At 37.9% G+C, this 24,844-nt stretch carries 23 protein-coding genes, 1 pseudogene and 1 riboswitch; of the genes and pseudogenes, 5 read left to right on the top strand and 19 right to left on the bottom strand.

Going from position 1 to position 24,844, the window contains the following annotated elements:
• Positions 1-96: 96 nt before the first annotated feature.
• Positions 97-288 carry a DUF4278 domain-containing protein gene (locus tag XEN7305_RS27955; RefSeq protein WP_144053359.1) on the bottom strand — a complete coding sequence of 64 codons (192 nt, stop codon included), beginning with the start codon at positions 286-288 and terminating at the stop codon, positions 97-99.
• A 21-nt stretch (positions 289-309) separates the two neighbouring features.
• Positions 310-375, bottom strand: a riboswitch (Glutamine riboswitch).
• Positions 376-534: 159 nt separating this feature from the next.
• On the opposite strand from XEN7305_RS27955, the gene smpB reads away from it, so the two are divergent.
• On the top strand, positions 535-1,002 hold the full coding sequence (gene smpB, locus XEN7305_RS24345; protein ID WP_006512207.1) for an SsrA-binding protein SmpB: 468 nt from the start codon (positions 535-537) through the stop codon (positions 1,000-1,002).
• Positions 1,003-1,050: 48 nt separating this feature from the next.
• On the opposite strand, the gene XEN7305_RS29205 is transcribed toward smpB, so the two are convergent.
• From XEN7305_RS29205 to XEN7305_RS24310, 11 genes and pseudogenes are all read right to left on the bottom strand, one after another.
• Positions 1,051-1,227, bottom strand: a complete 177-nt coding sequence (locus XEN7305_RS29205; protein WP_158500446.1) for a hypothetical protein — start codon at positions 1,225-1,227, stop codon at positions 1,051-1,053.
• Positions 1,228-1,317: 90 nt separating this feature from the next.
• Positions 1,318-3,297 (bottom strand): Cache 3/Cache 2 fusion domain-containing protein, encoded by a 1,980-nt coding sequence (locus XEN7305_RS24340; RefSeq protein WP_006512206.1) that lies wholly within the window; start codon positions 3,295-3,297, stop codon positions 1,318-1,320.
• Between the two features lie 92 nt (positions 3,298-3,389).
• Positions 3,390-3,671 (bottom strand): PstS family phosphate ABC transporter substrate-binding protein, encoded by a 282-nt coding sequence (locus XEN7305_RS27100; RefSeq protein ID WP_052035234.1) that lies wholly within the window; start codon positions 3,669-3,671, stop codon positions 3,390-3,392.
• Between the two features lie 186 nt (positions 3,672-3,857).
• The gene (locus tag XEN7305_RS29200) at positions 3,858-4,004 is read right to left on the bottom strand and encodes a hypothetical protein (protein WP_158500444.1); all 147 of its coding nucleotides are present in this window, start codon (positions 4,002-4,004) and stop codon (positions 3,858-3,860) included.
• Entirely contained in the window at positions 3,988-5,160 is a 1,173-nt protein-coding gene (locus XEN7305_RS27095) for a transporter substrate-binding domain-containing protein (protein WP_006512203.1), read from the bottom strand. Before XEN7305_RS27095 ends, XEN7305_RS29200 begins: the two co-directional genes overlap by 17 nt.
• Before the next feature lie 41 nt (positions 5,161-5,201).
• Positions 5,202-5,654, bottom strand: coding sequence for a ubiquinol-cytochrome c reductase iron-sulfur subunit (locus tag XEN7305_RS24330; protein ID WP_006512202.1), 453 nt, complete (start codon positions 5,652-5,654; stop codon positions 5,202-5,204).
• 135 nt (positions 5,655-5,789) lie between these two features.
• Positions 5,790-6,650 carry an IS200/IS605 family transposase gene (gene tnpA / locus XEN7305_RS30445; protein WP_369792520.1) on the bottom strand — a complete coding sequence of 287 codons (861 nt, stop codon included), beginning with the start codon at positions 6,648-6,650 and terminating at the stop codon, positions 5,790-5,792.
• 51 nt (positions 6,651-6,701) lie between these two features.
• A pseudogene (locus XEN7305_RS30100) lies at positions 6,702-6,905 on the bottom strand (cytochrome c peroxidase); the annotation flags it as partial.
• Between the two features lie 371 nt (positions 6,906-7,276).
• Positions 7,277-8,458: an extracellular solute-binding protein gene (locus tag XEN7305_RS24320; RefSeq protein WP_006512200.1), complete on the bottom strand. Its 1,182-nt coding sequence runs from the start codon at positions 8,456-8,458 to the stop codon at positions 7,277-7,279.
• Positions 8,459-8,752: 294 nt separating this feature from the next.
• Positions 8,753-8,986: a hypothetical protein gene (locus tag XEN7305_RS24315; RefSeq protein WP_040899464.1), complete on the bottom strand. Its 234-nt coding sequence runs from the start codon at positions 8,984-8,986 to the stop codon at positions 8,753-8,755.
• 155 nt (positions 8,987-9,141) lie between these two features.
• Entirely contained in the window at positions 9,142-9,918 is a 777-nt protein-coding gene (locus XEN7305_RS24310) for an SDR family NAD(P)-dependent oxidoreductase (RefSeq protein ID WP_083889450.1), read from the bottom strand.
• Between the two features lie 256 nt (positions 9,919-10,174).
• Between XEN7305_RS24310 and cofH the strand changes: the two genes are divergently transcribed.
• The gene (cofH, locus tag XEN7305_RS24305; protein ID WP_040899461.1) at positions 10,175-11,329 is read left to right on the top strand and encodes a 7,8-didemethyl-8-hydroxy-5-deazariboflavin synthase subunit CofH; all 1,155 of its coding nucleotides are present in this window, start codon (positions 10,175-10,177) and stop codon (positions 11,327-11,329) included.
• Between the two features lie 62 nt (positions 11,330-11,391).
• Here cofH and XEN7305_RS24300 read toward each other — a convergent pair whose 3' ends face one another.
• Positions 11,392-12,156, bottom strand: coding sequence for a HEAT repeat domain-containing protein (locus tag XEN7305_RS24300; RefSeq protein WP_006512196.1), 765 nt, complete (start codon positions 12,154-12,156; stop codon positions 11,392-11,394).
• A 102-nt stretch (positions 12,157-12,258) separates the two neighbouring features.
• The gene (locus tag XEN7305_RS24295) at positions 12,259-12,726 is read right to left on the bottom strand and encodes an N-acetyltransferase (RefSeq protein ID WP_040899480.1); all 468 of its coding nucleotides are present in this window, start codon (positions 12,724-12,726) and stop codon (positions 12,259-12,261) included.
• A gap of 105 nt (positions 12,727-12,831) precedes the next feature.
• Here XEN7305_RS24295 and XEN7305_RS24290 point away from each other — a divergent pair, with 105 nt between their 5' ends.
• Together XEN7305_RS24290 and thiO are read left to right on the top strand one after the other, a co-directional pair.
• Positions 12,832-15,507, top strand: coding sequence for a tetratricopeptide repeat protein (locus XEN7305_RS24290; RefSeq protein WP_006512194.1), 2,676 nt, complete (start codon positions 12,832-12,834; stop codon positions 15,505-15,507).
• Positions 15,508-15,604: 97 nt separating this feature from the next.
• Positions 15,605-17,647, top strand: coding sequence for a glycine oxidase ThiO (gene thiO, locus XEN7305_RS30150; protein ID WP_006512193.1), 2,043 nt, complete (start codon positions 15,605-15,607; stop codon positions 17,645-17,647).
• A 39-nt stretch (positions 17,648-17,686) separates the two neighbouring features.
• Here thiO and XEN7305_RS27085 read toward each other — a convergent pair whose 3' ends face one another.
• From XEN7305_RS27085 to XEN7305_RS24260, 5 genes are all read right to left on the bottom strand, one after another.
• Positions 17,687-19,363: a peptidoglycan-binding protein gene (locus XEN7305_RS27085; protein WP_006512192.1), complete on the bottom strand. Its 1,677-nt coding sequence runs from the start codon at positions 19,361-19,363 to the stop codon at positions 17,687-17,689.
• A gap of 133 nt (positions 19,364-19,496) precedes the next feature.
• Complete coding sequence (locus tag XEN7305_RS24275) at positions 19,497-19,916, bottom strand: hypothetical protein (RefSeq protein WP_006512191.1); 420 nt, start codon at positions 19,914-19,916, stop codon at positions 19,497-19,499.
• An 85-nt stretch (positions 19,917-20,001) separates the two neighbouring features.
• Complete coding sequence (locus XEN7305_RS24270) at positions 20,002-21,147, bottom strand: hypothetical protein (protein WP_006512190.1); 1,146 nt, start codon at positions 21,145-21,147, stop codon at positions 20,002-20,004.
• A 205-nt stretch (positions 21,148-21,352) separates the two neighbouring features.
• Positions 21,353-21,772 carry a hypothetical protein gene (locus XEN7305_RS24265; protein WP_006512189.1) on the bottom strand — a complete coding sequence of 140 codons (420 nt, stop codon included), beginning with the start codon at positions 21,770-21,772 and terminating at the stop codon, positions 21,353-21,355.
• A 36-nt stretch (positions 21,773-21,808) separates the two neighbouring features.
• Complete coding sequence (locus XEN7305_RS24260) at positions 21,809-22,816, bottom strand: hypothetical protein (protein WP_006512188.1); 1,008 nt, start codon at positions 22,814-22,816, stop codon at positions 21,809-21,811.
• 509 nt (positions 22,817-23,325) lie between these two features.
• Here XEN7305_RS24260 and XEN7305_RS24255 point away from each other — a divergent pair.
• Positions 23,326-24,786, top strand: coding sequence for an NB-ARC domain-containing protein (locus XEN7305_RS24255; RefSeq protein WP_006512187.1), 1,461 nt, complete (start codon positions 23,326-23,328; stop codon positions 24,784-24,786).
• Positions 24,787-24,844: the final 58 nt, after the last annotated feature.

Raw genomic sequence — 24,844 nt, 5'->3', positions numbered from 1 at the left:
CCTTCAAGGGCAAAGCCCGATAAAAAAAAGTCCATGATGATAGGTCATGAACTTAGGTGGTATAAGAATTAAAGCTGTTGATTACCTAGGTAACTACTAGTGGTAGCTGACTCCGCGATAGGTCAAATGAGGATGAGACTGCTTAAGCGCTAACTGCTCCAGGTCATGAGATTGCCAGTCCGCCCCGCGATATTTCCCTGATACTACACCAGAACGCACGTTAACTAATGTAGATTCTTGGTTGTATTTAATGCCACGATAAGAAAGTTTCATAAGGTTCGCCTCCAAAATTTAGTGTCGTTATAATGGGGCGCGTTCCTTCAGGTTATCCCCTACTTCCGTCTCTCTTGATTAAGCTCTTGAAAGATGAACGATTTATTGGTTTATGTAACCATTGTTACCATTTTTTGCTTATTTGTCAAGCAGTTAAAAATATTTTTGGGTTTAAGGACAATGATCCCCAATGTTATACTAGGGAATCTGACGTAAACTGGGCATTTTACACTTTAAAATCACAAAATACTGTAGTAAAAGATGGGCGAAAAGAATATAGGAATTAAAATCATTAGTGACAATCGTCAGGCTCGCTTTCTCTATACCATCCTTGAAAGCTATGAAGCTGGCATTGAGTTGGTCGGCACAGAAGTGAAATCTATTAGACAAGGGAAAGTAAATCTCAGAGACGGCTATGCAATCATTCGCAACAATGAAGCTTGGCTACTAAATGCTCACATTGCACAGTATCAGGCAGGGGGACAACATTTTAATCATGAACCCCGCCGCAGCCGCAAGTTATTATTACATCGCAAGGAAATTAATAAACTCATTGGTCAAGTAGAACAAAAAGGATTAACCTTAGTGCCTTTGAAAATGTACTTCAAAAATGGCTGGATCAAAGTAAGTATTGGCCTAGGTAAAGGCAAGAAAATTCATGATAAACGCGAATCTATTAAACGTCGTCAAGATTCACGAGATATCGCTAGAGCAATGAAACAGTCTTAGAATTAGGTGTTAGGTTTTAGGTTTTAGGTTTGAGAGGGAGAATTTTTACTAGAAAAAAACCAGAATGGTTAAGGCTAATAGAACACCCAAAAGACTCGGCCAATAAAGTAATTTTGCGGGCAAATTATCGCGATATTGAAGAATAGCCAAACTAGAGTTTTGTTTGATTAACATTAATGCATTGACAGCGATCAGAAAAATAAATATGGCGGTTCTCAAAGTCATGAGGCACACTTTCTTGTTCCCTCGTTCCCTGTTCCCCGTTCCCTGTTCCCGAAAGCTTAGATTTACTGTACCTCACGAGTATAAGAATTGCTATAAGTAAATTACAAAATAAAAATAATCAAAATAGATTAAGCCCTGAGCTGCGATCGCCTCACGAACAGATATCTGATCGATAATTAGAATGAAAATTAAACCTGCCGCAACTCCTAATATTTCCATTGCTCTTTCTCGATTGAGAATCAATAACATCGCAAATAACAAAGCAACCACACAAACCAAGGCCACTAGCTTAGATATTAGAGGGGCAAAGACATTTCTCCTCACCGCGATCGTAAAATAAAGTGAGGGAGCATTGTTACGAGAAAAACCTTGTTTAAAGCCAAAATTTGTATTGAATTTTCGAAATTTATATTCAAAAAAACTCCCTTCTAATGTCCAACCATCTAAGATAATATCTTGGTTGATTCCTGGCTTAATTTTAGGATTAATTAATTCGTATGAATCTAAATCAGGAATGAGAATAACCTGAGTTTCCAAATCCTCATGCCATATTTGTATTTCGATATCTTTGCGGTCAAAAGGGTATTTAGAAAACTCAAAGTCTTGGTGTAAAGTCGCTTCTACATACCAACCAATGACTTCAAAACCGTCTTTTTCATAGTTGTAGACTTCACTTATTTCCAAATCATTAGCATTAACTGCATCGGGAAGAATAAAGCCGCGAGACAATTCATCATAAGTTCCTAATAAATATTTTTGCCAAATATAACCTGTAATAAATATTTCATGTCCTTCAGAAAATTTTACTGATTGGAGAAAAAAACCTGTAGGGATCTTGGGCGGAGTTTTCTGATGCAATTGTTCGCTCAGTTTAATATGGGGAGATAATATTTTTTCTAATTCGGTCTTATTAAGCAGAACCAATCTATTGGCAAGATAATTGTAATTTTCTAGTAACAACTGCCAAATAAACCCAATTTCTGCGATGAACAGTGCAGAGCTAAAAATTGATAACAACCAGAGTTTTTTTAAATTAAACTTTTTCGACCAGAATAAAAGAACCCCTAGGAAAAACAATGAAGACATAAATAGCAAACTAAGTTGGATTAACCATTGCCGTTTGGTTTTCGAATCCACCAGAACTTCTTCTTCGAAAAAAACAATTCCCACCACCCAATCGTTTAAGTCTAGAGGTCTTAGGTAAACCCAGGATTTTTTACCTGTGATTTGATCAATAAATTCAGTTTCGACAATTTGCTCCTCAAAAACTTTGTTGATCGTATTAATCAATTTATTCTTGTCTGGTTGCTGTTGCAGAATATCGGTAATATTGCTATTTATTCTGACAGTCTCAGGATTGGGATGGGCAATAAATTTACCTTGTTGAGAAATCAAAAAGCCATAGCCAGTTTTCCCTAAGTTTAGAGAATCCATGATGTCTTCTAAATGAGTGTAAGAATATTCGGCATAGATAACTCCTTGCAGTGATTCTGCTGTTGAACCTTCTTCTGGCTGATAAAACGGTTGATAATAGCCAAACAAAACCTCATCAATAAAATCATTTTTGGGCCAAGAATAGGGTTCTCCCCAATGAGCTCCTTGAATGAAGACATCACGAAACCATCCATATTCAGGGCTTGTATAATCATAAATATCTTCTAATTGAATTAATTTTATGGCGTCTTTAGCTCTGATATAGGTAGGAGCATAAAACATTTTATCTTGGTCATAGGAAAAGAGATTATATGCCACACCCAAATTGGCAATTTGCGGATTTTCTGTAATTTCTCGCTCTAGTCGAGTTTGTAGTTCTGTGGTTGATAATTCTCCTGTACTCAATTCTTGAGATAAAAGGCTTAGGGGCTGGGAAAATTCCCTTAATTCCCTTTCAATTTCTAGGGTGGCCAGGACTGCTTCGCGTTTACTTTTCTCCTGAGCTGCTTGAATTCTATTTTTTTGAGTTTGTCGGAATAAGATAGAACCGATGACGAATAATAATAAGCTGAGTAGGCCAAGAGCTAATGATGTTTTATAAAGGAAGTTTAACCAGTTAAGTTTTGAATGTTTCATTGTCGCCCATTAAATATTCTGTAGAGTTACAAGCGAATTTAAAACTATTTCTCGTTTGTTTTTCCTTGCTTCTCATTCCTTAGTTCACTCTACTATTTCATAGTTTGCAAACGATCGCGGGTCTTGTTCGCAGTATTTTGAGGCAAGGGAACATAGCCAACTGAAGTAATCTCAAAACGATTTTCCCTAGCTAAAAAATATTTAGTGAAAGCTCGAACATCATCATTGTTGATCAGAGATTGTTTATTAATATAAAAATATAAATGGCGACTCAGAGGACTATAGGTGCCATCCCCAATAGAAATTTCATTTGGTTTAACACAGCAGCCTTTTTCATTCATGACAGAGACAATTTTGACTTTATCTTGAGCCAAATTATCAACTTTAAAATCAAAAAAGCCAAGACTCTGGGGACTTTGGGCAATATCTTGAATGATTTTAGAATCTTTTTCCCGAGCTTGATAATTGTCGCGCGCGATATTACTACCTACAGCTTTGGTGAAATAATCATAGGTCTCAGAGCTAGTTAATTTGCCAAATAGCTGAAGGCTTTTTTGGGGTTAGCGATCGCTAACCTGATGCCATTTCTCTACCGTTTGGTCATTGGCAGCATGCCAAATTTCCTTTAAGTCTTGCACTTTTAGACAATCTAGCCAGTCATTCTGAGGATTAACTGCGATCGCGATACCATCAGAAGCAAAGGGCACTTCTATTATATTCAATTCCATTGGTCAAACATAATTCAATTTCAGCTTGGTTCATCCCACGAGAAGCATTGGCAATGTCGATTTCCCCATGACATAACTTTTTGATGCCTTCATTGGTACCCGATCGCCCCACAACAATCTTGATATTATCGTTATTACCCTCATATTTGGTGGCTATGCGATCGGACAATGGGGAGATGATGGGAGAGCCGTCAATCAAAATATTATTATCGTAGGCTTTATCTATTGTCAGATCTTGCAATCGATTGGCATCCAGGATACCAATCTCTATTTTTGCCAGAGCGGCTTGTTTCTGGACATACCCTGTAGTGGGGATATTCCATTGAGCTTCTCTTGTGACCAAAAATGCTTTGGATTCCATTTTCAGAATAGCATCATCAACAGCTTGTTTAAAGCTATCATCCCCCTTGGGCAATCCCATTGACCAGGGAACCGATAAAATCAGTGGCAATGCCTGATGCCATTGTTCAGACCATTCCGGATCTTGCAAAACGGCAGAAATTCGAGCGTGACTGGAAACAAGACCAATACAACGTTCCTCTTCTAGCGCGAGATCTACTTCATTGAAACTCCGAAAATCTATGAGCTCGAACCCCATACGAGAGAGAGCTTTATTCCAGTAACCGCCCCTGAATGCACAAACGGTTTGACCTTTGAGTTGTCGCCAGCTATTGATGCCGTTATTTTTGCGGGTTAAAAAACCAAATCCAGAGGAATAATAATGACGACTCAAATCAATTTCTTGTTTATTTTGTGGCAAATCCCGAATGGATGCGATCGCTAAATCAATTTTCTTTGTCCTCAGAAATTCAATTCTTTTACTAGGATCAAAAATGGGAATAAACTGGACTTTCTCTACCGAGCCGAGAATTTCTTTGGTGATAAAGCGAGCAATATCAACTTCTAAGCCGATATTTTTACCTTCAGAATCAAGAAAAGCAAAGGGTGGGGAATCTGTGCTAACTCCAATGATAATCTTGTCTCTTTGCCGAATTTTAGTCAGAGTATCTTCTGGTTGTTCTGTCTCTTCAACAGAATTGGCCTCTAAAGAGGCGATCGGAAACCCAGCGCAAGCACTCAGCAGCAAAAAAGGCAAGAAAAATATCAATGATAGACGAATAAAGCTTTTCCCCATCTCCTCTGTAACCTTGTTTTGATGTGATATGAATCAGATGTTTAGGCAATTTTCACCTTAATCAAATCACCTTCTTGTTTAAATTCATAGACAGGCAATGCTTCTGTTGCTGGTCCAGTGAGCACTGCACCATCAACTCCAAATTTTGAACCATGACAAGGACAAACCAATTCCCCAGTATTTCCTTTCCAATCCACATCACATCCTTGATGGGAACATGTAGGATTCAATGCCGCAATACTGCCGCCATTGGAGACAATAATGACTCCTAACTGTTTATCGTAGATAAATCCTTTGGTTGTTAATTCTGTATTGGTTCCCACAGCAGTAAAACCCTCTGCATCAGGAGTCGTATCGATTTCAGGAGTTGCCGATGAACTGGTCTCAGCAGGACTAGAAGAGCTAGTTTCAGAAGAACAAGCAGCAATTGCGACAGGTAAAGACGAAGCCAACATCCCTACACCGACCCAGCTTAAAAATTTACGACGTTCCATGTTCTCTCCTCAAAAAATTAAATTTTGTCTCTATGAAATAATACAATGAAGCACTTCTCTATTTGCTGTCCAACCCTATACAATTTATTGACTATCACTCGTAATCTGTAAATAACAAAAGCCAGCTCAATCTGCTTAAGCATTAATTGACAATTGATCACCTATATTAGAATTCAAACCGCTACAACTGGCAATAAAATAGGCATCACTCCATATCTCATCATGATTTTGCTCATAATTGAGTTCTTTGGCCAAATTTCGCCCAATGAGATCCCTAGATACAATTTTAAGAGCCGTTACTAATTTAGATAATTGAGTATGTGGCGGATAACTAAATATGATTTGTACTCGATCCATTTCTCCTTGAAATTCTATCAATTGACTTTCGCTTTGTCCTAACTTCTTACTAAGAACTTCCTCTAGTGACTCATACATATCAGGCCGAAGGATCTTTTTCCTATTTTTGGTTATCAACAATAACCGCACAGTCAAAAAAGAGAAAGACTCTTTATTATGACTAGAGACAGTGACTTCCCTACTCAGAAATTCTTCTCTGATTTCCTGTTCCTGTTTGGCCTGAAGCTGTTGCTCTTTTTCTTGTAATGCATGAGCAATTATCTCAATCTCTTCTGATAATTGGTTCAAATCATCTTGCTCAACATTTATAATTCTCATATCATAAGCATTAGCTTCGTTGTTGTTGATTGCGATTACCTGGTCAATTATTTGGCCGATTATTTTTTGATAGCTCTTAAGCTTCGGATTAATTTCCATGATTCTTTTAACGATCAAATAGTTAATTAATACCAAAACTAATATTAAGATAATTCCTGTCACAATACGGTAAAAATTGCCTGTTCTGATTGCCTTTTGATAATAACTATCATAAATTGTTAGCAAGGCTTGCTGTTGTTTGGCTAGGGGTGATGATATCTGTTTTGTTAGGGTTTCTACTTCAGGTTTTTGAGCCAAAATAAGATTGGTATGCGATCGCACTAACTTAAGAGGATAAAACCAATCTTTTTCTTGAACTAAACTATAACGATCAAAAGGAGCATTGGGAGTATACAAGGAATTCTCAAATACCGCGATCGCATCACGAACATTCTCAGGATTGATGCCATCTGCATAAACAGCCTTAAATTCTGACGAGTATTCCTGGGATTTTCCTAGTCTGTCCACCAACTCTTCCCAACTGAATGCTCCCATTTCTCCTGGGGTTGCGATCGGCACATTGATTTGCTCTTCTAGAGTATCGACTCGACAACAAAAATATTACGAAAACAAATAAAATTCCTGGAATAAGATAAACTTGTCTGGCTTTTTTTGATATGGAGAAATTAAACATAATAATCAATTATAATTAGCTCCTATCCGAATAAAATTATAATTTTTCTTAATATTTATCAACGAAAAAATTCCCAAAATTGAATCATTTGCATTTTTTTTCTCTTCGTGATATTGTTTATTTCGTAATGGGAGTGGTTGTGTTTATCTACAGAAGCTTCCACTCCCATTATGAAGCATTGAAATCACAATACCTCCAGCGATCGCACCTTGTCAACCCCTTCTTTACGAAAGAAAATATTAAGTAAAATTAAATAATGCCTTCATCTCTCAACTCAAACAGAAGAGCCTGGTGCCGTCCGAATTTTTTCCCACAGAGCTTGATATTCTTGAGTAACCTCAGTGGTCAGGGGCTCAATAAAATCACTGTTAGAGAAAAGCTTCAGACTAGATTGGATAAAGTCTTGGTTATTTTTCAGCTCTTTAGTTAGTTCTACTTGATTTTCTTGATTTAAGATCGGGGAAATCCCATTGGTAAATAACATAAGGGTTGAAGCGCTAGAATCTTGCCAACAGAAATCGATCCAGGATGCCAAGCGGCGCTCAACGCGATCGCCTATGGAGCCATCAACAGTTGGTTGCACCCATAAATCTGCCCAGAGAGAGGTGCCCGAAGCAGGGACAACCATGCCAATCTTGTCTGGATAACGTCTCACTAAAGGTAAAATGTCTGTGGACCAGCCGACAGCAGCCCAGAGATCCCCTAAAGCCAAAGGCTGAAGATATTTAGTAGAACTATAGAATTTGACTTGTTGATGGAGAGTTGCTAACTCCGATTCCAGATTAGTTATGGCTGTTAAGTTTGAGCTGTTGTAAGAATGACCCAGTTTTTTTAAAGTTAGGCCGATGATCTCTCGATAATTATCTAATAAAGAAATTTGTCCTGCCAACTCAGGACGCCATAAGTCCGCCCAATCAGTGATTTCAAGTTTTTCCACTCGATCTTTATTAAACTCTTGTAACTTGTCTTTGCGATAAGCAATCACTGTGTTGCCCCAACGATAGGGCGCAGCATAAATTTTGCCATCCTTGGTCACCAACTTTTGAAATCTCGGGTCTAGACTAGTCCAACCAGCCAATTCATTAATATCTAATGGTTGAATCAGTTCCTCTGCGATCGCATTTTCTAGCCAGGAATTTCCCAAGGTCACCAAATCTGCTTGGGTCGAGGATCTCGGCCAAATATTTTTTATTCGTTCTAGACCCCAACCTCTAGGGCTTTCACCGTTTTTCCAAGTCTCTAGAAGATTAAATATTCTGGTTAATTGTGCTTCAGGTTTAAATTTAATTGGGTTATTTTTAGCTAAAGTTTGACGGAAAGCTGCCACTAATTGTGTAGGAATCGACCCCTGAAGCATCATTACATTGAGAGTCCCTGTCGGATCTCCACAAGCAGATAATAATTGACTTGCAGTAATAGCGGTGCTTATGACGAAAAATTGACGGCGAGTGATCATAAAGAGTTAAGAATGGGTGCGATTCATTAGATGTTAATTATTTTAATATCTCAGTATATTTACGCAAGTTTAATTATTGAGACATAGACCAAAAATAGAGTAAATCGTAATTTTTTAGCTATAAATACTTAACTATTTCTCTACCTGTTATTTGCCGGGCTTTAAAGATAAAGAACAAGTTAGAAAATTCGCCAATATTTGTATGATTGTTTACCTTATAGGGAAGACGTTTAATTACTAATTTTGTAACATCAAAAAATACTAGCTTATGTTTTTTATATTACTTTATAGAAATCAGGGGTTAATCATTTTCCTGATAGCACTAATACTCCCATTATTATTTTCAACATTGTTACTTGATGTTTTGGCGGCTCTTCCTAAACCCGTAAAAAAGTTTTTGTGTTTTTCTCCCTGTATGTCTCTTGTCGCAATATCAATCAAGCTATTAGTTGATGGCAGTATAAGCTTGGGATTTTTAACCTTAATACTTCCCTTATTTTGTATAAGTTTGTATGGTGGTTTTGCCATGATGGATATTTTGTTTGCCAAAAAGAAAAGATAAGATCATAGTGATCATTCTATCCTTGGGACGCAGTACCTAAGCAGTACATAATTGGCATTTGGGAACAGGGAAGCAGTGAGTTTTTACGAGCTTCTACCTCTAGAACTTATTGTAAGATTATTCATTCCCAGATAATACTTAATCCGCCATCTATCGGGATACAAGCACCGGTCACATAATCGCTTTCCCGCGATGCTAAAAACACAGCAATACCTTCAATATGTTTTGGTTCGCCAATAAAAGTAGAAGGTATTTTAGGTAAGAAATACTCCGTAAGCCCTTCTACCTTAGAAGTCATGGCTGTTTTAAAAACGCCAGGAAGTACGGCATTTACTTGGATGTTATGGGGGCCGAGTTCTACAGCTAATGCTCTGACAGCTGCAGTCATTGCTCCTTTTGAAGCTGAATAAGAAACCAAATTTGGGGAGCCTAAAACCGCAGCAGTTGAGGAAGTTGCGATTAGTTTTCCGCCACTACCTTGATCGATCATATATTTTGCAGCTTCGCGGAAGCAGAAAAACATACCTTCAAAGTTAACTGCGTTTTGAATTCGATAATCTTTGATCGTACTTTCTGTCAGAGATTTGGTCTTAGCAATGCCTGCATTGGCAAAAACCGAGTTTATTTGGCCGAAATGAGTAACTGTTTTTTTCATCGCAACTCTAACTTGCTCTTCTTTCGAGACATCACAACATATTTCTAATACTTCAACACATCCTAAAGAACGAAGTTTCTCGGCTGCTTGAGAAATTTTATTTTCTCGACGAGCCCAAATGGCAATTTTTGCGCCGCATTTTGCAAGTCCTCTAGCAAGGCCAAGGCCGATTCCGTCACTGCCCCCTGTGACAACAGATACATGTCCTTTTAGATCGAACATACTCCCCATAAGATATTTCATTATTTTGCTTAGCTATTAAGTATTTCTCAATCTTGATCAAGAGTAAAACAGCATTCAAGGGGTTAATTCCGCTTAAATACTGATAGTCATGGCTTCTTAGTTTCCCATTAATCTAAGAAAAACTAAATCCTTGGCTTGTTTGGTAATTCAACCCACGAAGATTTATAATTACCAACTATTGTTGTCAGCTTAGAATTTCGTTAATGTAACACGAGATTTTATTATGCAAGGGGCCTAATTAATGCGATTTACTGCCATGGAGAATCAAGACTTAATTGATTCGATTTTAGACAAAGCTTTAGATCAGCAGGATATTTCAGAAGCGGAAGCCCTAATCTTGCTCCAGCAAACAAAATCAGATAACATTCCCACCCAGGTCAAACAATCCACAATTAATAAAATTCAACAGACTGGCGATCGCCTGAGAAAAAAACAAGTCGGTGATGCAGTCACCTATGTGATCAATCGCAATATTAACTTTACAAATATCTGCGAACAGCATTGTAGTTTCTGTGCTTTTCGTCGTGATGCTGAGGCTGAAGGCTCTTTTTGGCTCGATACAAACCAAATAATTGCGAAAACAGCTGAGGCAGTTGCTCAAGGAGCCACGGAAATATGTATGCAAGGAGGATTGCACCCCGAAGCGAAAATTCAGGGAACGTCTCTGGCTTATTATCTAGAATTGGCCACAACTATTAAAAATCAATTTCCCCAGATTCACCTCCATGCTTTTTCTCCCCAGGAAGTACAGTTTATTGCCCGTGAAGATGACATCAGCTATCAGAAGGTGATCACAGCTCTGCAAAAAGCAGGCGTTGATTCTATGCCAGGGACAGCAGCAGAAATCTTGGATGATTCTGTAAGAAAAATTATTTGTCCTGAGAAAATTAATACGGCTACTTGGCTCGAAATCATTGGCACAGCTCATCGGTTGGGACTGCCAACTACTAGCACCATGCTCTCAGGCCATATTGAAAGCCCAGAACAACAGATTGCTCATTTGGGAAAACTGCGATCGCTACAACAAAATGCGATCGCCAACAATTATCCAGCTAAAATTAGCGAATTTATCATCCTGCCCTTTGTAGGACAAGAAGCCCCGAAAGCCCTCAAAAATAGAGTTGGCAGAGATCAACCAATAATTGAAGATGCTCTGGTATTGACTGCTGTTGCTCGTATTTTTCTAGGGAATTGGATCATTAATCATCAACCAAGTTGGGTCAAACTAGGATTAACAGCGGCAACCCAAGCTCTTAACTGGGGCTGCAATGATCTCGGTGGCACCTTGATGGAAGAACATATTACGACTATGGCAGGAGCTCAGGGAGGGACTTGTATGACAGTCGAGGAATTACAAACTGCGACCGCGTCTTTGGGTCGTCCCTCCAAACAACGCCAGACAATTTATTAACAATCAGCCTTAGTTGGGTGTAGCCTAATCGCGATCGCCCAGCTCTCATCCCATCACTCGGCTTAAATAACGCCTTCAAACTCCAAATCCTCAATAGTTTGCAAGCCCCGAGAATCTCCTACTCGCAAAATAGCTGCTCTCGCATCATCTTTAACCCCCAAATCCTCATCTTCGACTAAAGATTCGATCAAAGCATCGATCGCCGTGGCATAAATCACATTAGAAGGTAATTCCCGACAGACTTTCCCGATCGCCCAAGCACAGTTACTCCTCACTGCTGAGACTGAATCTCTACGTAATCCTTGAATCAAAGGTGGCACCGCCGCAATCATATCTTCATAGGCCAAGATGGCAATTTGCGCCAAACCGCTAGCAGCCCATAAACGTACCGCAGAAATATCAGTTTTCAGGGCATGAATTAGAGGCTGTAAAGATCTGCGATCGCTACTATTGCCTAAGGCCCAGACAACACCTTTACGGACATAACCATTCCAATCTTGACCTAATAAGTCAATTAAAGGCCCAACCGCTTCCGGACTCGTGTTACGACCCAAAGCATAGGTCGCGCTCACTCTTACTAAAGGGCAAATATCATCAAGTAAGTTAATCAAAAAAGGAATTGAGCGTGAATCTGACAACTCACAAAAAACCCTAGCCGCCAACATCCTTTTTGAGGCTTCAGGATGCGTCAGCAAACCCAGCATCTTCTCGATATCTTCGGGAGCTGTTGGTGCAATATTCAAGTCTGTGCTTGATGAATTATTATTCTTTTGAGGATTATCCAATCCAGCTTCCCCATCTAATAGACTCAAATCATTATTATCCATATCAACGAAACTTAAATTTTATTTTTGACTATATTTTTTAAAATTATTTAACTTAACGCTCAAGACTTTACATTATCCCCTAATCTAAGGATCTTTAGCCAATTAATCTAATAACGGCTTCAGCATCAATAAAGAATCCGTACGAAATCCCAAATTGAGATAGAGGTTAATCGCATTCTGGTTTTTGGCGAATACTTGCAATCCTATTTGGCGATCGCCTCTATTAATTGCCCATTCTTGGGCTTTTTGCAACAAATATGTACCAATACCTTGACTACGATGGTTTTGTAGGACGAAAATGAGGAATATTTGAGAATAGCGGTCATTTGTTAAAGAATCAATCGCATTACCCATCCATAAACAACCAATTTTCTGGGCTTTTTCTGTTTGAACCCACCAAAGAGGAGTCTCAGTCGAAAAAAGTTTATGAATCGTAGTTGTTAAATGGGAATAATCATCTTGCGAGGAAAATATTTCCTGGTAGGTGAGTCTAGCAAACTCTTCTAGTTTGAAAAGTGAACTGCTATCTCCTGATATAACTTTGTAACCCGAAGGCAATCTAGAAACCATTGAATATCTGAATAACTTAATTAAGTAAATAAATAAATAGGCAGTAGATTCCTCATCCCTCATCCCTCATCCCTCATCCGTTAAAAATCCCTCGTTCCTCAATTTATGTCAGATCAAGATTGGACTATTCCCATGTCTGGGATCAAAGATTTATCTCCTGAGCCAGCAAGTGAGTATCAATATCAAATGATCTGCGCAGGAGATATTATCGGGCAGAAATACCAGATTCTCCAAGAACTAGGAAGTGGAGGGTTTGCTACTACTTATTTGGCAGTTGATATATCCTCGGAAAATAACAGTAAATGCGTCGTTAAGCAATTACAGCCAAGGTTTAACAGTCCCTCTATTTGGGAAAATGCGAAACTAAGATTAGAACAAGAAGGTTTAGTTTTACAAAAATTAGGACAACATGAACAAATTCCGCAACTTATTGCCCATTTTGAAGAAAATAATCAGTTCTACTTGATTTTAGAATTCATTGATGGAGAAGATTTTGCTCAAGAAGTTCAGAAAAAGTTATTAACAGAAGTAGAAGCGATTCGATTTCTACAGCAAGTCTTAGAAGTCTTGGATTTTGTTCATCAACAAGGAGTAATTCATCGAGATATTAAACCGAGTAACTTAATCAGAAGCAGTGGAGATCCCGCAGGATCTGCTGATGCGCCTCGGAAAATAACTCTCATCGACTTTGGCGCAGTTAAGGAAATTGGCACAACGATTTTACAGTCCTCCTTACCTGGGACCCAGAACCATTTATATACCCAAATAATTGGAACTCCAGGATATATGCCTCCTGAGCAAAATAATGGTAAACCTGTTTTCAGCAGTGATATTTATGCTCTAGGAAAAACTGTAATCTATGCCTTGACGGGTCATTCTCCCACCGAGTGGGAACAAATTGAAATAGATGAGGCTATTTATTGGCAAGATAATATCAATATTAGTCAGGGATTCATCAAGCTGATCCAGCGAATGGTAGCACCCAAAACCTCGGAACGTTTTACCTCAGCGGCACAAGTTATTTCAGCACTCAAACCTTTATTAATGCTGGGACAAGTTTTACAAGGACGCTATTCTATAGTGGGATATCTCAATAGTGAAGGTTTTATTGATAATTACATAGTTCAAGACATCCAAGATCATAAACATTCTTTATATTTTGCAACTAAAGTATCCCCAAAAGGCTTGGCAGACACAACAGGGATTGAGCCAGAAAAACAGATCAAAAATTTTATTATAAAAACTCAAAAATTAGCTAAAAATCCGCAAATACTATCCATCTTAGATTACTTTGCCGAACAAGGTTGCTACTATTTAATTCAAGAATATGTTCAGGGAAAAACTGTTGAACAATTAATTAAAAATAATACTGTTTTTTCCGAACAGAGTATTTTAAACCTCATAGAACATACTGCTATAGCTTTAAATGCTTGTCATAGTCAGGAGATTATTCACGATAATATTAAGCCTTCAAGTCTAATTCAGAGTCAACCTCAAAGGACTATTGTACTTCGAGATTTTAATATTTTTGGCGACCTAACTAATGTTTTTTCTGAGCTTCAAAGAGAGAATATTTCGCCGCAAAACAACTTGAGTGATTCATCCCACTATGCCAGTGATATTTACAGTTTGGGCATGACTGCCATCTATGCGCTAGCAGGCATCACTCCTCAAGCATTAGCCAAAAATCCCCATACAGGACAAATTCTCTGGGAAAACAAGACTAAGGTCAGCAAAAACCTGGTTATGTTAATCAATAAAATGACTTGCCTAGATCGCTCTCAACGTTATCAATCGACAACTCATTTGCTTCGAGATCTCAAAAAAATTAAGTATCAGGCCAAATTCCCCTTATGGTATCTCTATCTTTTGTCTCTACCATTATTGGTAATTGGTATTTTATTTATGGTTGCTCAATGGGGTCAAAGAACAGCTATCTTAGAATTTTATAAAGCGGATATTATGCTGGAGGAGCAACAATATGGCACAGCAATTAGTTATTATGATGCAGGATTAAAAAAAATCTTTAAAACCAAGAAACAAGTTAAACATTACCAGCAAGTCTGGCTCAAACAAGCAACGGCTTTTAACCGATTAGACAATCCTCAAGGAGCTTTAGAGACTTGTAATGAAGCTTTGAAATATTATCAGAGCTATGAGTTGCTTAACTGCCAGGGATTAGCCTTAGATAGTCTGGGAAGATATGAGGAGTCGATTATTGCCTATAATAGTGCGATCGCGATTGAATCAGAATATTTATGGCTCTGGAACAATCGAGGGGAAGTTTATACGAAACTGGGACAAGTTGATAAGGCGATCGCAGATTTTAAAAAGGCAATTTCTCTCAATCAACGACAAAGTTTTGTTCCTTGGAATAACTTGGGAAAATTATATTATCAACAGCAACAATATCAAGAAGCCATTATTACTTACCAAAAGGCGATCTCAGTTAGACAGAATTATGTTCCTGCTTTAATTGGCCTAGGAAATTGTTATAAAGCGGAGCAATATTATGCCAAAGCATTAGAAATGTACAACAAAGTAGTTGCCATTGATGATCACGCCTATGAAGCTTGGTTAGGCAAAGGTTTAGTAGAAGAAGCCTTGCAACAATATTCAGCAGCAGCTAAGACTTATACATATGCTTTGCATATTCGAGAAGAAAAAGAAGACGAGGAGGTTGTTCGACAGGCTTTACAAAGAGTATTGGAACAATTGAAAGTTGACGAGCGACCCCGCGCCGCCGAAAGGCGCAAGGGAACGCGCGAGTTTAAAAATTAGAAGTAATAAATAATTCCTTCATAAAACTAGACTGCAAACCAAGATATAATTCTATACCTGAGATGTTGTTGAGTGGTTTCCGCTTCGGATTGGCACAATGAATAAGAATTGGGAAGTTATTGTTGTTGGTGGCGGTGTCATTGGTTTGGCGATCGCAGTTGAGCTGAAATTGCGAGGTGCCGAGGTTGCAGTGGTCTCCCGTGATGTCCAACAAGCAGCTTCGCAAGCAGCAGCGGGGATGTTAGCACCAATGGCAGAAGAAATAGCTGATCCTCAGATGCTGGATTTATGTCTGCGATCGCGTTGGCTATACCCCGAATGGACTAGCAAGCTCGAACATTTAACTGGCGTCGCAACAGGTTATTTACCCTGTGGAATTTTGGCCCCCTCTGATAAGGAACAAGGAACGAGGAACGAGGAACGAGGAAATAAAACTTGGTTGGATAGAGAAGCTCTTGAGTTTTATCAGCCAGGATTGGGTCAAGAGATAGTTGGTGCTTGGTGGTATCCCGAAGATGGACAAGTCGATAATCGTTGCTTAATGCGATCTCTGATTCAAGCAGCTCAGAATTTAAAAATAGAAATCCAAGAAGGAGTAACGGTTCAAGGCATTCAACAACAAGCAGGCAACGTCACCAATATTATGACGAGCCAGGGCTCATTAACTGCTGAGAAATATGTTCTGGCAACAGGATCTTGGGCAAGTCAATTATTGCCACTTCCAGTCAAACCAGTCAAAGGGCAGATGATGTCTCTGAGAATGCCCCATCAACCCCATGAGCCCTATCCTCTCCAAAGGGTTTTATTTGGCGATAATATCTATTTGGTACCGCGACAAGATGGAAGGTTAATTATCGGAGCGACCGTAGAACAAGTCGATTGGACACCCCATAATACCCCTCAAGGGATTCAAAATTTATTAAACAAAGCCACAAAGCTATATCCAGCAGTTGCTAATTGGCAAATTGAAGAATTTTGGTGGGGTTTTCGCCCGGGGACTCCCGATGAATTGCCGATACTGGGAACTAGTCCTTGTGATAATTTATATTTTGCGACAGGACATTATCGCAACGGGATTTTGCTCGCTCCAGTAACAGCATCCTTAATGGCTGATTTGATTCTGGAACAAAAATCTGATCCGTTGTTATCTTATTTTAGTTGGCAACGTTTTTTGACTCACTCATTGAATAAAACTGCTAACTCTTTAAATAATTCTCTGAGTAACGGTCATAATGTCCAGAATGGCTATAAGGCTCATCACCCTAATTCATTTATAGAAATTAAAGAAAAATCTCCTATGTCAATTGTTGCTTCACCTTTACCTGCACCCAATAGTCTAAGCGCCTCAGAAGATCAACCCCTCACGATTGCGGGAAAAACTTTTAATTCTCGTTTAATGACTGGCACAGGAAAATATCCCAGTATCGAAGCAATGCAACATAGCATTATCGCCAGTGGTTGTGAGATTGTTACCGTAGCGGTGCGTCGAGTCCAAACTAAGGCTGCAGGGCATGAAGGTTTGGCAGAAGCTATTGACTGGCAAAAGATCTGGATGTTGCCTAATACCGCAGGATGCAAAACTGCCGAGGAGGCTATCAGAGTGGCTCGTCTCGGCAGAGAAATGGCCAAGCTTCTGGGACAAGAGGATAATAATTTTGTCAAATTGGAAGTAATTCCCGATGCTAAATACTTGTTACCCGATCCTATTGGCACTCTCGAAGCGTCAGAACAATTGGTAAAAGAAGGTTTTGCCGTACTACCTTATATTAATGCCGACCCTTTGCTCGCCAAACGTTTAGAGGAGGCTGGTTGTGCGACGGTTATGCCGTTGGGTTCTCCTATTGGTTCCGGACAGGGCATTAGGAACACGGCCAATATTGAGATTATTATCGAACAATCGAATATTCCTGTCGTCGTTGATGCAGGAATTGGCAGTCCTAGCGAGGCGGCGCAAGCGATGGAAATGGGAGCTGATGCGTTACTGATTAACAGTGCGATCGCATTGGCGAAGAATCCGATCGCAATGGCACAAGCTATGGGTTTGGCGACAGTTGCCGGGAGACTAGCTTATGTTGCGGGGAGAATTCCTATTAAACAATATGCCAGTGCAAGTTCCCCTCTTACTGGAACAATTAAATAGATAAATTATTGTTCCAATCCTATTCAGTAACTATATTGTCTAAATATTGTCCATATAGAACTGAGCACGAGCAATCACATCATCTCCATAATCATTATGTGTTGTCCCTAGATTCATCTTTGCGATGGTTCTAACATTAGATACTCCAGCGTTATATGCCACACAAGCTCCCTTAAGAACTTGTTCATCAGGCCAACTGGGATGTTTTTGCGCTACTTGATCGCGATAATTACTAAAAATGCCAATTGCTTGCTCTATATGTGCTTGAGAATAGGGATCATCTAATCCGCGGATCGAGTGGGAGCGATTATCAACCTGTAAAATGCCATAGCCATGATTATTGTCTCCCCAACCTTTCTTATTCGGAGGTATCCCCAGAACAGCCCCTAAATGACTTTCTCGACTAGCGAGCGCCACAATAATCGGCACAGGAACATTCAATTTTTGGCCGGCTTTCTTCATAGAAGCTAGTATTGCTGGAGAAAGATTTTTTAAATCTCGGCGCGCGATTTCCTCACTTGCGGCAACTCCAGGTTCAGAAATATTTTCGGGCTTAGCAGTTGCGATCAAGCAACCATCCGTCGGACAATTTTTTAAGGCTTTTTCCCAACGACTTAGAGCTCCACTATCTTTATTAGTTTTATCAACAGCAGCTGGATCGAGATCGCCAAGGTTATCGATATCACTATCATCTAAATCACTGTCGTAGCCTTTGACAATTTCAACATGAGCCTTAAAAGCATGCCAGTTGTACCTACCATTTTTGGGATCTTGTAATTCAAACTTCCAGTGATCACCATCCTCTTGCACCCAATTTGCCAGCAAAGGCTCAGTATTGTTTTTCGGGTCGAATTGAAACTTTTCTTGAGGATTAGTAATATCAATAGACTGGATAGGTTGGCTTTTTATCACAGTCGCTTTCTTGGCATAAATAGCATAATCAAATAGCCCAAGTTTTTTACAGGTATTTTCTCCCGCAATCCCATCCACCAATAAATCTGGCTGACTGGCTTGATAATCTGTAACCGCTTGCTTTGTAATGTTGCCAAAATCGCCATCAACTTTAATTTTTAATTTTTGCTGTAGCCAACGAACATCTAAGCCACTGGTGCCAACCTGCATTACTTCAATATTTTCAATGAAATCATCCTCATCGACTCCACCAGCCAGCAACTCAAAATTAAGATGAATTTTTTCTCCTTTGATAAAGCAATAGGTATCTAGATCGACATGGGAACCATAATGCCTTGGCCCCCTCGGTCCTTGACCAGCTTCAATGCCAATAGCTTCCCCTTGAGATACTCTTTGTTTTGGGGCTTTTAGGAGTTTGGAACAATGAGCATAGGCCTGATAACAGGTGTAGGTTTTGCCCTGATAAATAAATGGAATATCTAGTTTGACATGAATCCGATGGCCATAGCCTCCTTCTCGACCAGCTTTAGTAACTACTCCCGAATACATGCAAATAACTTTAGTGCCAAACCCTTTCGTATAATCGAAACCAATATTGTAGTTGCCAGGATTAATGGTTTTCATTGAACCATCGCGAAAAATCGCTTTACGGGCACGTCCTTTATATCCATGACCTTTGGGTTCCATAAAACCTCCTGTGACAATAACAGATCCCATAATCCTATTGGTATATCGCTTATAAGATTTTCTTGTTACTTGAATCTCGGGAAAAGGTTTGTCAAATAAAATTGGAGTATCGCCCATAATAAATCACCTTAATATTAGTTTTTATTGTTTAATTATTGTTGGTCTGTTTTTGATTGGTTATTAATATCAATATCTATTTCTCATGAATCTAGAATATGCAGTTTTAGGGTTTTCCTTGCTCATTGCTGATTTAGGGAGGATATACAGACCAAGCTTCCGCTTGATAGATAAGATCACCTTTTTCTATAATGCTCAACAGATAGCTCGCATCATCTAATACCTTGATGATATAGACTACATTTCCATTGCGCGCTTGCCAAATGATGTCAGCTTCAGCCGCGTCACCAACCGTCGCAGGGAGAATAAGTTTTGCTTGGTTTTTCTTGTCATAACCACAGTAAACAAAACTGCCATCTTGCTCCTGAAAAATAGAAATCTTGAAATCAGAAGTTTCATAGCCATCCTCAAATATAGGTTGCTGACAAATATTGATACGCTCAATAATGTCAGCTTTTTGTTGTGGAGAAAAAGACATTGCTGCCCAACCAGGCATAGTGATATTGAGCAAACATAAAGACAGAAAGAACAGCTTACTTATTACAAACTTCATTATTTTGTGGTTATCATGATATTTATTCCTGATTATATATAGACTAAGCAAGATATTAATATCGAACAATTACAAAAAATTGATTTCATGTATTTGTAGAGCTGGAATTTTCTGATTGAGGTTTAGGCCCTGCATTACGAACATTAACAAACTTTTTAAGTAGATCAAACCAAAAAGGTGCACCCATCATAATTGCTAATCCTGTTACGATAAAACCGAGAAGATCATAAAAAACTATTTTCAAAACATTATTGGGAGATTCTTGATCAATAGATTCAAACCAACCGATAGGTAATTTATTGGATTCAAGAGCAGCATCGACTTTGTCATCAATACATGTGGCTAAATCTTCTCCTTTTTTATCTTGACAGTCATTAGCTGTACTAATTGCTTGAGTTACTACTGCTTCACGAACATCTTCATCATGTAAATTTTCTAAAATCGTAAATGTATTAGCATTGGCGAAAATAGCGGCTAATAATCCTATTAAAAACAGCCCTAGTTTACTATTTCTCTTATATGTTCCAGATGTACGGTCTTGCGAATTGCTAAACCAATTGGCAATTTCCACTTGGAATTGAACCATTACAGAAGAAGTATACTGAGATCCTTGAGGTTTAGGATCTAACATATCTACTTTTAATACAGCTTTTTCTGCAATTCTTGCAAGAATTGCCTTAAGGTTATCCGGTAGTGAGTTTAATTTATTACCTATGACTGTAGCAATTAAATCTAAGTCTTTATTTTCTGGATTATTCTCATCAAATTTTTTCTTTTTTTCAGCCAAAATATCAATAAAAGCTTCAGCAAAGGATTCTGGAGGAATATAAGAAGGTCCATACAAATCCTTAGTTTGGGTTACTGCAAATCCTAAAGATGATTGACTAAGAGATGCGATCTCATAATGACTATAAATTTCATGAATCAATAGAATGATTGATTTGTTTGCATTTAATAATTCTTTCTTTGATTCATTATTAACTCCTTCTATTTCAGCATTGATCTTGTCTTCTATGTTTTCTTCTGTTTTGTATTTTAATATTTGTTCTAATTCTTTAACATTTCCTGTTCCTATAAGCATTCGGTAGATAGACATTTTCAAATGTTTCGCTCGCCATTGAAAAAAACCAGCAAACAATTCTTGAATTTCTGAAGCTAATAAGCTCAATATTAGGTAAATAAAAACTAGACCAATCGCTATATCCAAAAAGGCTGGCAAATTAAAATTCATTTTTTATCCTTATACAATTATTATAAAGTTGAAGTATAAGCTCAAATACTAATGTATCTTGAACTTTTGTAAATCTAATGTTTTAGTAATTACCTTAGACAGCTTTGAAAAGTTTCTCAAAGAATAATCCCAAGACAGAATATTATTCCTCGCCCAATAATTAATATGCGATCTTGTCCTGGGTATTTATTTTATACAAAATGGACTAACTACCAGCAGGAATAGGAATAATTAGACCACCTTGTATTGCTTTAATTACAGCGCCGAAAACTTCAATAGTATCATTAACAGCCCTTAAAAAACTATTAAACTCTTCGATTCTCTTAGCTGCATTGTTAAGCTTTTGTATCGCTTTACTAATTTTTGACCTAGGACTATTAACATTAGTATCTAATAAGGAATCTAATGCTAAAGACATAATTATTCCTGTTAAACGATTCTCTTGAATTTGTAGCTCCTGCCAATCATCTCTAGCTTCTTGAAATTGACGTTCGCTAATTGTGCTGTCTTGTCGAGCTTTAAATACTTCTTGACGAATAATATTGATAGTATTCGTAAGTTCTTCTCTTAAAGATTTCAGGTCTTCCAAGCTGAGCTTTTTGTTTAAGTTATTGCTATTGGTCATGATTATTCTTAAATTACTGATTTTTCATTAAAAAAATTATTTTGACTTCTTATTTATCTGAGCTAGTAAAGGACTGATTTCATTAATATAATTATCTAAAGCTTTACTAGCTCTATCTAGTTCATTTAAGCTAATTGCTTGATTTGATAAATATGACGGAGAAGAATTAAAAGCAAAATATTCATCACATTCTTTATTTTGTTCTATTGAAAGTTCATTTTGATCATCATTAAAAATAAGCTTTAGTCTATTGTGAAACTGAGCAGTAGACTGAATTAATATTACATAAGCAGATCCACCTTTTTTTAATTCCACAATATCTTGAATTTCTTTTTTTAACAGTTGATCCTCCGCTTTATCATATCCTCTCACTTCTGCTAGTTTATCTATTTCTCGATCAAGGAGATAATTTACATAGTGATCTTCAAAAAAACTAGCTAATTCTTCTGAATATTCTTCAATAGAATCAGAAGTGCAAACAATTGCAGTTTTGAGATTTTCTCTTCGAAAATCACGAATAATTAAATTAGTGATAAACTCAGCTATCTTAACTCCAGCCTTGACTGCGCTATCGTTAAATTTAACCTTTATAGTTGAAATTTTATTTGGGTCTTCAGCCGTGGGAGTAGGGACGTTTTTATCAAACGCTAAACTATTTAGCGATTCCTCAATTTCAGCAAATCTCTGATTAAAACCAGCTGAATCTTCTGTTGCAAGTTCACCTATAGCTTTAACATAACCGATAAGGATCCCTCCAGCTAATTTAGCTTTTTCTGCGTTTTGCCTATATTCATCACAGTCTTTTATGACTGTTTGCATCTGTGATCGACTCCTAGGAGTATCATTTCCGAATAATATTGCCCATCTAGTACAAGACCCATAAATATCAGCAGATATTCTTGTATTTGCTGCTGATAATTCAGCAGACAATAGACCGAACTTCTCAGCAGTTTTTATATCTTCATTTGTGCAACTACCTAAAAAAAATGTCGCTGATACTAATGTTAGACAAATCTTTATCCTAAAAAATTGTTTTATTTCCATAAACTTAATGTTTAATATTCAATCTGAATAATCAAAATATTTTGATTCAAGATTTTGATTTACAATTCCTAATTTTCAACTACAATCCTTTCACTGATCATCAATATATTTCAGTGAGAGAAGGTGATTTATTGAGTAACAAAGAGTAAATTTAGTGCATTTCTATGCTGGTTGACTGACAAAACTTGTATAGCCTTTTTGGAATCTGCTTTTCTGCAACGCGTTGCACTCAGATTGATAGAACTTAGTTTTGGCAAGATTTTAAAACATTTTTGTAGTTAAGTTAATTATTGCCTTTAATTGTAAAAAAATAGTAATTCTTGAAAACCATATAAAGTGAGGATTTTAGGCGTTTTTGTCGGCAAATTAGATTTCGTTCAACTAAAAAAAGGTTATTTAACGATATTTGATGAAGGACTATTACAAAAAATCTTCTTTTTGCATAAAAACAATAATAAAAGCTGAGTAATAGGTAAGAGTGACAAACTTAAAACAAATTAATATTTTTAATGGACAATTTGCAGCCAAAAGCCGAAGCTATCTCTACTGCCGAGAACAACGGACATGTCATAAAGCAAGAGCGATCGCATGAGTTGGAAGAATTAATTACTTATCTGGTAAATTATCTCAAACCTAGAGTCCTAAGTGATTTGCAGGAAAAAGTCTTGCGGGGAGCTTGGTCTGGACAAACCTATGTAAAAATTGCAGAAAAAACTTTCAATGATCCCGACTATCTTAAAGGCATTGGGGCAAACCTTTGGAAAATACTCTCAGAAGCCTTGTCAGAAAATGTAACGAAAAGGAACATAAAGTTAGTTGTCAAACGTAAACACCAGAAACTACTAGATATTAATCAAAAAACTCACCATGAAGAGATAAACTTACCAAAAGTTACTAAATCTGCCTTAAAAACAGCAACTTTAGGTAACGAATCTGTTACAAATTCCTATCGGGATTGGGGAGACGCTCCAGATAGCTCCCTGTTTCATGGACGAACTCAAGAATTAGCTACTCTGGAAAGATGGCTAATTGGAGATTGTGATCGCAACTACCGACGATCTCGCGTCCTTGCTCTATTGGGCATAGGTGGCATTGGCAAAACTGCTTTGGCCGCAAAACTAGCCAGACAAGTTGCCCCCAAATTTGACATAGTAATCTGGAAATCCCTACGTAATGCCCCAAATTTTAAAAACTTTTTGTCTGAACTAATTTTCACCTCTGGCGATCGCCAAATGTTTTGTATCTCTGATACTGCTGAAGGTCAAATTAATAATTTAATGGACTATCTACGCAGAAATCGCTGCTTGTTAATTTTCGATCACCTGGACAATATTTTAGCAAGTGGCAAACTTGGAGGACAATATCTCGATGGTTATCAGGGCTATGGTCAGCTCCTAAGAAGAATTCAAGACGAATCTCACCAAAGCTCTGTCATCATTACAAGTCGAGAAAAGCCTACTGGTTTAAGTTTAAGAGAAGGGCGCAAATCTTTAGTGCGATCGCATGTGGTCAAAGGATTAGCAAAAGATGCCATGTTGAAGATATTAGATGATCGCGGTTTAACTGGCTCGGAATCAACTCTCCAACAATTTTGCGATCGCTGTGAAGGAAATCCTCTCATTCTAAAAATGGCGACAGCGACTATCGAAGCTTTGTTTGCTGGAGATCTACATAAGTTCATCTCTCATAATAATAATTTGTTATATGGCGGGATCTGGCAATTACTCGATCAACAATTTCAACGTTTGTCTGGCCTGGAACAACAGCTGACCTATTATCTTGCCCTAGAAAACAAGGATGCCAGTTTTACCCAATTAGCGGATAATATCGGAGGAAAAATACCATATTGCCAAATCATCGAAGCTTTAGAATCCTTACAAGGCAGATCTTTGATAGAAATCACAGCAACAGGATTCATTCAACAACCAATCATGTTGGAATATCTTAAGAAAAAGCTGTTAAGCAATTAAAATCTTACAGGTTTTAGTAATTCCAACTTTTGACTTTTGACTCTTGACTTTTGACTCT

It is taken from the genome of Xenococcus sp. PCC 7305, from assembly GCF_000332055.1.
GTDB lineage: Bacteria > Cyanobacteriota > Cyanobacteriia > Cyanobacteriales > Xenococcaceae > Xenococcus.
Note: the sequence above shows the minus strand (reverse complement) of the source record. Positions and strands in the feature narration are given on the sequence as shown.

Coding starts and splice junctions, on each gene's coding strand:
- smpB (WP_006512207.1), top strand. CDS start 535: ATGGGCGAAAAGAATATAGGAATTAAAATCATTAGTGACAATCGTCAG.
- XEN7305_RS29205 (WP_158500446.1), bottom strand. CDS start 1,227: ATGACTTTGAGAACCGCCATATTTATTTTTCTGATCGCTGTCAATGCA.
- XEN7305_RS24340 (WP_006512206.1), bottom strand. CDS start 3,297: ATGAAACATTCAAAACTTAACTGGTTAAACTTCCTTTATAAAACATCA.
- XEN7305_RS27095 (WP_006512203.1), bottom strand. CDS start 5,160: ATGGGGAAAAGCTTTATTCGTCTATCATTGATATTTTTCTTGCCTTTT.
- XEN7305_RS24330 (WP_006512202.1), bottom strand. CDS start 5,654: ATGGAACGTCGTAAATTTTTAAGCTGGGTCGGTGTAGGGATGTTGGCT.
- XEN7305_RS24320 (WP_006512200.1), bottom strand. CDS start 8,458: ATGATCACTCGCCGTCAATTTTTCGTCATAAGCACCGCTATTACTGCA.
- XEN7305_RS24315 (WP_040899464.1), bottom strand. CDS start 8,986: ATGGCAAAACCACCATACAAACTTATACAAAATAAGGGAAGTATTAAG.
- XEN7305_RS24310 (WP_083889450.1), bottom strand. CDS start 9,918: ATGAAATATCTTATGGGGAGTATGTTCGATCTAAAAGGACATGTATCT.
- cofH (WP_040899461.1), top strand. CDS start 10,175: ATGGAGAATCAAGACTTAATTGATTCGATTTTAGACAAAGCTTTAGAT.
- XEN7305_RS24300 (WP_006512196.1), bottom strand. CDS start 12,156: ATGGATAATAATGATTTGAGTCTATTAGATGGGGAAGCTGGATTGGAT.
- XEN7305_RS24295 (WP_040899480.1), bottom strand. CDS start 12,726: ATGGTTTCTAGATTGCCTTCGGGTTACAAAGTTATATCAGGAGATAGC.
- XEN7305_RS24290 (WP_006512194.1), top strand. CDS start 12,832: ATGTCAGATCAAGATTGGACTATTCCCATGTCTGGGATCAAAGATTTA.
- thiO (WP_006512193.1), top strand. CDS start 15,605: ATGAATAAGAATTGGGAAGTTATTGTTGTTGGTGGCGGTGTCATTGGT.
- XEN7305_RS27085 (WP_006512192.1), bottom strand. CDS start 19,363: ATGGGCGATACTCCAATTTTATTTGACAAACCTTTTCCCGAGATTCAA.
- XEN7305_RS24275 (WP_006512191.1), bottom strand. CDS start 19,916: ATGAAGTTTGTAATAAGTAAGCTGTTCTTTCTGTCTTTATGTTTGCTC.
- XEN7305_RS24270 (WP_006512190.1), bottom strand. CDS start 21,147: ATGAATTTTAATTTGCCAGCCTTTTTGGATATAGCGATTGGTCTAGTT.
- XEN7305_RS24265 (WP_006512189.1), bottom strand. CDS start 21,772: ATGACCAATAGCAATAACTTAAACAAAAAGCTCAGCTTGGAAGACCTG.
- XEN7305_RS24260 (WP_006512188.1), bottom strand. CDS start 22,816: ATGGAAATAAAACAATTTTTTAGGATAAAGATTTGTCTAACATTAGTA.
- XEN7305_RS24255 (WP_006512187.1), top strand. CDS start 23,326: ATGGACAATTTGCAGCCAAAAGCCGAAGCTATCTCTACTGCCGAGAAC.